Origin of the sequence: Embleya sp. NPDC059213 (genome assembly GCF_042754445.1) — a bacterium.
Taxonomy (GTDB): domain Bacteria; phylum Actinomycetota; class Actinomycetes; order Streptomycetales; family Streptomycetaceae; genus Embleya.
Window position 1 is genome coordinate 22,753 of the sequence record NZ_JBHZAV010000120.1, and the last position, 6,320, is coordinate 29,072.

Genomic DNA, 6,320 nt, shown 5'->3' on the forward strand with positions numbered 1-6,320 from the left:
TTACGCTGCAAAAGATCCTGCGGTCAGCCCGTTCGCGGGAAGCAAGCGGTGTAGGTGAGGGGAAAGTGCGCGTTTCGCTCGTACAACTCGACGTCGATCCGGCGGTGCCGGCCCAGGAGCGCCTGGCCGAGGTCTCGGCCCTGGTGCGCGGCCGGCGCGGCGACCACCTGGTGGTCCTGCCCGAGCTGTGGTTCCACACCGGCTGGGTCTACGACGGCTGGGAGTCGCAGGCCGAAGGCGTACGCGGACCGTTCGCCCAGGCCATGTCCCGCGCGGCTCGCGACGCCGGGGTCTGGCTGCACGCCGGCAGCATCATCGAGCGCGGCGCCGATCAAAACCTCTACAACACGTCGCTGGTCTTCGATCCGGACGGCACGCTGCGCGGCACCTACCGCAAGATCCACCGCTTCGGCTTCACCGGCGGCGAGGCCGCGCTGATCTCGCGCGGCACCGAGCTCACCCAGGTGCGCATGCCGTGGGCCGAGGTGGGCCTGGCGACCTGCTACGACCTGCGTTTCCCGGAGATGTTCCGGCGGATCCTCGACGCGGGCGCGGAGGTGCTGGTGCTGCCCGCCGCGTGGCCCGCGCGACGGGTCGAGCACTGGCGCGTGTTGTCCCGCGCCCGCGCGATCGAGAATCAGCTGTTCGTGCTCGCCTGCAATACGACCGGCACCCAGGGCGGCGAGGCGATGGGTGGGCACAGCATGGTGATCGACCCGTGGGGCGAGATCGTCGCCGAGGCCGGCACCGAACAGACCGTGCTCACCGCCGAGATCGACCCGGCGCTGGTGGCCAAGACCCGCGAGGACTTCCCGGTCCTGCGGAACCGGGTGTTCTGAGTCCGCAGGCGGGACCGCGGTCCTACAGGTGGGTGTTCTCCAGCTCCTTGCCCGCCGCGTCGAACGCCTTGAGGTCGTACGCGGGATCGGATTTGCGCGAGGTCACCACGAGTACGTAGACGCGCGTGGTGGGGGCGATCCGCACGGGCCGGATCACCACCGGCTCCTTGTGCCCCTGCCAGGTGACCTCCAGGTGGTCCACGTCGGGGGACACCTCGGCCTGGAACACCGCCGCGTACAGGTCCGCCCGGCCCGGGATCCGTCCGGTCGTGCCGCCACCGCCGAAACGGTTCCGGTCGGCCGCCTTGGCCTCCTCGGTCCGACCCGGTGTGGTCTGGCACAGCGGTCCGATTCCGTCGACCAGCCGGCGCTCGACGTCCTCGAAGCAGGTCCGTTCCGGACCCTCGGTCCAGGCCCGGAACTTCCACGGCTTGCCGGCCGCCACGCCCGCGCCCACGATGTCCGGCCCGGCGTCCGGCGGCCGGGTGCCGCCGTCGACCGAGACGATGTCGGTGGACCTGCCCTCCTCGTCCAGCACACCCCCGGCGATCACCGCACCGCCGCCGCCGACCGCCAGCGCGGTCGCCAGGGTCACCCCGAACGTGTACCCGCGCCACCTACGGCGCCGGCCCGCCCGCTCGATCGCCGCCTGCGCCGTCGGCGCGGTCAGCTCGGTCGCCCGGATCTCCGCCATGAACGCCTCCCTCAGTGCGGTGCCGTCGTCGGCCATTGCCGCACCTCCGTGTTCGAAGTAGAGGGGGTTTCCGTCTGATGCGGGATCAGATCGGTCAGTTGAGGATCCTGGCGGAGTCGGGCGAGCCCCTTGAACGTCTGGCTGCGCACCGTACCCACCGCGCAACCGAGGATCTGCGCGACCTCGGACTCCGGCCGATCCTCCCAGTAGCGCAGCACCACCGCCGCCCGCTGCCCCGCCGGCAATCGGGCCAACGCGGCCATCAGCACGCTGCGTTGGGCCACCGCGCCGGTCGAATCGGGCCCGGCGCGCTCCGGCAGCCGGTCGGTGAGAAAGTGCGTCACCCGCCGTCGGCGCACCCGGGAGAGATTGGTGTTCACGAGAATGCGGCGCACGTAGGCGTCCGGATTCTCCACCGAGGCCACCCGTGCCCAGGACGTGTACGTCTTGGTCAGCGTGACCTGGGCCAGGTCCTCGGCCTCGTCGCGATCGCCGCACAACAGGTACGCGGTACGCACCAGAGCTGTTCGGCGGTCCTCGACGAAGGCCCGGAACTCGTCTTCCGCGTGGGATTTCAACCGTTCCCCCTTCCACCCGAACAGACGTGTGGAAGAGGGTCGTTCTATGCCGCGCCGCCGCGATCACCGACGGATCGGCCGCGGTTCAGTCGTCGTCGCCGCTCAACCGGTCCACGCACACCGCGATCGCGATGATCAGCGCATGGTCCCACCCGGGCGCGATGTCGACGCCGTAGGTGTCGCGCACCCGCAGCCACTTGCGGGTGATCTGCGCGATCGGCCCGTTCGGCCCGGCGATGCCGTACTCGTGGTTGAACATGTCGCCGCGCACCGAGAGTTCGATGCCCACCGCGAGATCGACCTCGAACGCCTCGTGCAGCGGGGTGAACATCTTCTTGCGCACCGTGGCGACCGTCTCGCCGGTCGCGTCCTCGATCTTCATCGCGTGGTGGATGGTGATGATCTTCTTCTTCACGGTGGCCAACACGGTGCCGGCCGCGTCCTTGAGTTCCAGCCGGTCGTGCAGCGTCAATGCCTTGCCGTCGACCAGATAGACCTTCTCGCCGGATTCGGTCGTGACCCAGAAGTCGTCGCCGATCGCGAACATCTTCTCGCGCACGAGATAGCGGCCGGGAGCGACTCCCGGATAGAGCTGGGCTGCGTCGTACTCGTCCCCGAACACTGGTGCCTCCACGATGACTACGCCTTGTCGGCAGACTGCCCGAAATGCCGGCGTTCAGTCGTGCCCACGCGCCGGTGTGCGGCGTACGGATACACCCGGTTGGGTGGGGCGCGGTCGTTACACGCGCCGGCCGGGGGTCGCCGGCCGACCCGGATGGTTCACTTCGGATCATGAGCAGCACCGCGCGCCGAGCCCGGATCCGGGCCCCCGAGTTGTCCGGTTCCGGCGGCTGGATCAACACCGACGGACCCGGGCCGACGCTCGCCGGACTGCGCGGGCGGATCGTGCTGCTGGACTTCTGGACCTCGGCGTGCGTGAACTGCCACCACGTGCTCGCCGAATTGCGCCCGATCGAGGAGCGCCACCGCGACGTGCTGACCGTGCTCGGCGTGCACTCGCCCAAGTTCGAACACGAGACGGAACACGGCACGGTGGTCTGCGCGGTCCAGCGCCACGAGTTGCGGCACCCGGTCCTGGACGACCCCGAGCTGAGCACGTGGAAGCAGTACGCGGTGCACGCGTGGCCGACCCTGGTGGTCGTCGACCCCGAGGGCTACGTGGTGGCGCAAGTGTCCGGCGAGGGGCACGCGAGCGAGATCGAGGCGACGATCGCCGAGCTGGTGGTCGAGCACGAGGGCAAGGGCACGCTGCGCCGGGCCGCCGGGGACTTCGAGCGGACGGAGCCGCCGCGCACCGACCTGCGCTTCCCGGGCCAACTGCTGCGGTTGCCCTCCGGGGCCCTGCTGGTCGCCGACACCGGGCACCACTCGCTGGCCGAACTCTCCGACGACGGGCGTACGGTGCTGCGCCGGATCGGTACCGGCCGACGCGGGCTGCTCGACGGCGGGCCCCGGCACGCGATGCTGGCCGAGCCGCACGGGATGGCCCTGCTGCCGCCCGAGGTGGCCGCCCACGTGCGGTACGACGTCGTGGTCGCGGACACCGCCAACCACGCGCTGCGCGGGGTCTCGCTGGCCACCGGGTCGATCCGCACGGTCGCGGGCACCGGCCGCCGCCGCCGGCACGGCGCGGAGGACCACGGCGCGGCCCGGACGATCGACCTCTCCAGCCCCTGGGACGTCGCGTGGTTCGGCGGCCGGATCATCGTCGCGATGGCGGGTGTGCACCAGCTATGGGAGTTCGACCCGGTCGGCGAGGGCGTCGGCGTGCTGGCCGGCACCACCGACGAGGGCATGGAGGACGGCCCGGTCGATACCGCGAGCTTCGCCCAGCCGTCCGGCTTGGCGGTGTCCCCCGATCGACACACGTTGTGGGTGGTGGACGCGGAGACCTCGGCGCTGCGTCGTTTGGTGGACGGCGGCGTCGAGACGGTGGTCGGCAAGGGGCTGTTCGACTTCGGCCTGCGGGACGGCCCCGCCGAACACGCGCTGTTCCAACACCCGCTGGGCGTGGACACGTTGCCTGACGGGTCGGTGGTGATCGCGGACACCTACAACGGCGTGCTGCGCCGCTACGACCCCACCGACGGATTCGTCTCCACCCTCCTGGCCGACCTGGCCGAACCGGCCGCCGTGGCGGTGGTCGCCGACCTGGACGAGGACCTCTACCTGACCGTCGTCGAGTCCGCGGCCCACCGAGTCCGCAAACTCCGGATGCCGCACACCTAGGCCCCGTCCGCCGGACAGGGCCCGGCACCGGGGCGGGCTCCGACGGCGACGACCGCCGCTCCGGAGTGGGAGGGGGGAGGCTCCGGAGCGGCGGTCGTCAGGGGGGTGGTGCCGAGATGGTTTTCAGCGTCGGCGGTAGCGGCGGGTCGGCCGCTCCTCGACGATCCGCTCCACGGGCTGCTCGAGGTAGCCGTCCACGGGCGGCGGTTGCACGTAGCCGGCCGGCGGTGGGTTCAACGACATTTCGCGGCGTCGCGGCCCCCACACCATGAGAAACAGTGCGATGCCCACGACTCCGGCGATCATGAGTACGACACCGACCACGTCGATGTTGACGCCGGACACGCTCCAGTCGGTGGCGAAGGTCAGGATCGCGCCTACCGCGATCAACAGGATGCCCGCTCCGATGCCCATGAGTTCGTTCACTCCGATCCGCTGAACGTGCGGCGGGTTTGCGCTGCGCTCGATTGACTGTCGGCTCGCGCCTACCCGGAGTTCCCGGTCCCATGCCCGCTGATTCGTGCCGGCGCTCAGCCCTCCAGGAACGCGGCGGCGGCCGATGCCAGCAGGAACGGGTCGTCGGCGCCGCACAGTTCGCGGGACGAGTGCATGGACAGGCAGGCGGTGCCGACGTCCACCGTCTCGATGCCCAGGCGCGTCGCGGTGATCGGACCGATGGTGGAGCCGCACGGGATCGAGTTGATCCCGACGAAGATCTGCGCCGGCACCCCCGCGCGTTCGCAGGCCGCGGTCCACACGGCTCGGCCGAGCGCGTCCGTCGCGTAGCGCTGGTTGGTGTTGACCTTCAGGATCGGGCCGCCGTTGGGCACCGGGTGGTGGCCCGGCTCGTGCCGACCGACGTAGTTCGGGTGCACCGCGTGACCCACGTCGCTGGAGAGGTGGAACGAGTCGGCGAACGCGCGGGCACGGTCGTCCAACGATCCGCCGCGCGCGCTGACGATCCGGGTCAGCACGGTCTCCAGGAGCGGACCGGCCGCGCCCGTGGTGGACGCGCTGCCGGTCTCCTCGTGATCGAACGCGCCGAACACCGGGATGTGCGCCACGTCGTCGTGCGCGGCCGCGAGGAGCGCGGCCAGGCCCGCGTGCACCGACAGCAGGTTGTCCAGGCGCGGCGCGGCGAGCAGTTCGCGATCACGGCCGAGGTAGCTCGGCTTCTGCACGTCGTGGACCATCAGGTCCCACCCGGTGACGTCGCCGGCGGCCACGCCGCTCTCCTCGGCCACGAACCGGATCAGCGCGCCCTCGTCCACCGGGCCCAGTCCCCAGATCGGGGTCATGTGCTGCTGCTTGTCCAACTGCAACCCGGCCTCGTTGACCGAACGGTCCAGGTGGATCGCCAACTGCGGCACGCGCAACACCGGCCGGTCCACGAACACCAGGCGCTCGCCGCCGTCGCGCAACACGATCCGGCCGGACAGCCCGAGGTCGCGGTCGAGCCAGGAATTCAACAGCGGCCCGCCGTACACCTCGACGGCGACCTGTCGCCACCCCGCCGCCCCGGTGTCCGGACGCGGCTTGACCCGCAGCGTCGGCGAGTCGGTGTGCGCCCCCACGATCCGGAAGCCGCGCGTGTTCTCGGCGCCCTCCGGCACGTACCAGGCCACGATCGCGCCCCCGCGCAGCACGTACCGCCCGCCCGACCCGCCGTCCCACGCGGCCGTCTCCGCCAGTCGCCGAAAGCCCGCCGCCTCCAGCCGCTCGGCCACGTTCGCCGCCGCGTGGTAGGGGGAGGGACTGGCACCGATGAATTCGATCAGGTCGTCGGTGTGACTCCGGTCGAAGCGAGGCGAACTCATACATACTCCAAGGTCCGCGGCCGATCGGCCGCGCAGATCGTTGCGGGTTCTCCGCGTCGAGCCTACGACCCGGCATTCCCGGAGACGCGAACGCCGGTCGGGGCGGTGTGTAGGGCCCACCCGGGGTGGGGGTGGGTTTAGG

6 protein-coding genes and 1 pseudogene are annotated in these 6,320 nt (G+C 71.0%); 2 read left to right on the top strand and 5 right to left on the bottom strand.

Annotated features, from left to right (window positions below):
- Nucleotides 1-65 precede the first annotated feature (65 nt).
- Nucleotides 66-839: a carbon-nitrogen family hydrolase gene (locus ACFXMF_RS33180; protein WP_360315694.1), complete on the top strand. Its 774-nt coding sequence runs from the start codon at nucleotides 66-68 to the stop codon at nucleotides 837-839.
- Nucleotides 840-861: 22 nt separating this feature from the next.
- Here the strand turns inward: ACFXMF_RS33180 and ACFXMF_RS33185 are convergent, their stop codons facing one another.
- The 3 genes from ACFXMF_RS33185 to ACFXMF_RS33195 form a co-directional block, all read right to left on the bottom strand.
- Nucleotides 862-1,569, bottom strand: a complete 708-nt coding sequence (locus ACFXMF_RS33185; RefSeq protein WP_379990763.1) for a hypothetical protein — start codon at nucleotides 1,567-1,569, stop codon at nucleotides 862-864.
- Nucleotides 1,545-2,111, bottom strand: coding sequence for a SigE family RNA polymerase sigma factor (locus ACFXMF_RS33190; protein WP_360315690.1), 567 nt, complete (start codon nucleotides 2,109-2,111; stop codon nucleotides 1,545-1,547). Before ACFXMF_RS33190 ends, ACFXMF_RS33185 begins: the two co-directional genes overlap by 25 nt.
- A gap of 85 nt (nucleotides 2,112-2,196) precedes the next feature.
- Nucleotides 2,197-2,745 carry an LURP-one-related family protein gene (locus ACFXMF_RS33195; RefSeq protein WP_360315688.1) on the bottom strand — a complete coding sequence of 183 codons (549 nt, stop codon included), beginning with the start codon at nucleotides 2,743-2,745 and terminating at the stop codon, nucleotides 2,197-2,199.
- Between the two features lie 158 nt (nucleotides 2,746-2,903).
- Between ACFXMF_RS33195 and ACFXMF_RS33200 the strand changes: the two are divergent.
- Nucleotides 2,904-4,352, top strand: a pseudogene (locus ACFXMF_RS33200) (thioredoxin-like domain-containing protein); the annotation flags it as partial.
- A 132-nt stretch (nucleotides 4,353-4,484) separates the two neighbouring features.
- Here the strand turns inward: ACFXMF_RS33200 and ACFXMF_RS33205 are convergent.
- Both ACFXMF_RS33205 and ACFXMF_RS33210 read right to left on the bottom strand, forming a co-directional pair.
- Entirely contained in the window at nucleotides 4,485-4,787 is a 303-nt protein-coding gene (locus ACFXMF_RS33205; protein ID WP_360315686.1) for a DUF6458 family protein, read from the bottom strand.
- A gap of 104 nt (nucleotides 4,788-4,891) precedes the next feature.
- Nucleotides 4,892-6,178 carry a M18 family aminopeptidase gene (locus ACFXMF_RS33210; protein ID WP_360315684.1) on the bottom strand — a complete coding sequence of 429 codons (1,287 nt, stop codon included), beginning with the start codon at nucleotides 6,176-6,178 and terminating at the stop codon, nucleotides 4,892-4,894.
- Nucleotides 6,179-6,320: the final 142 nt, after the last annotated feature.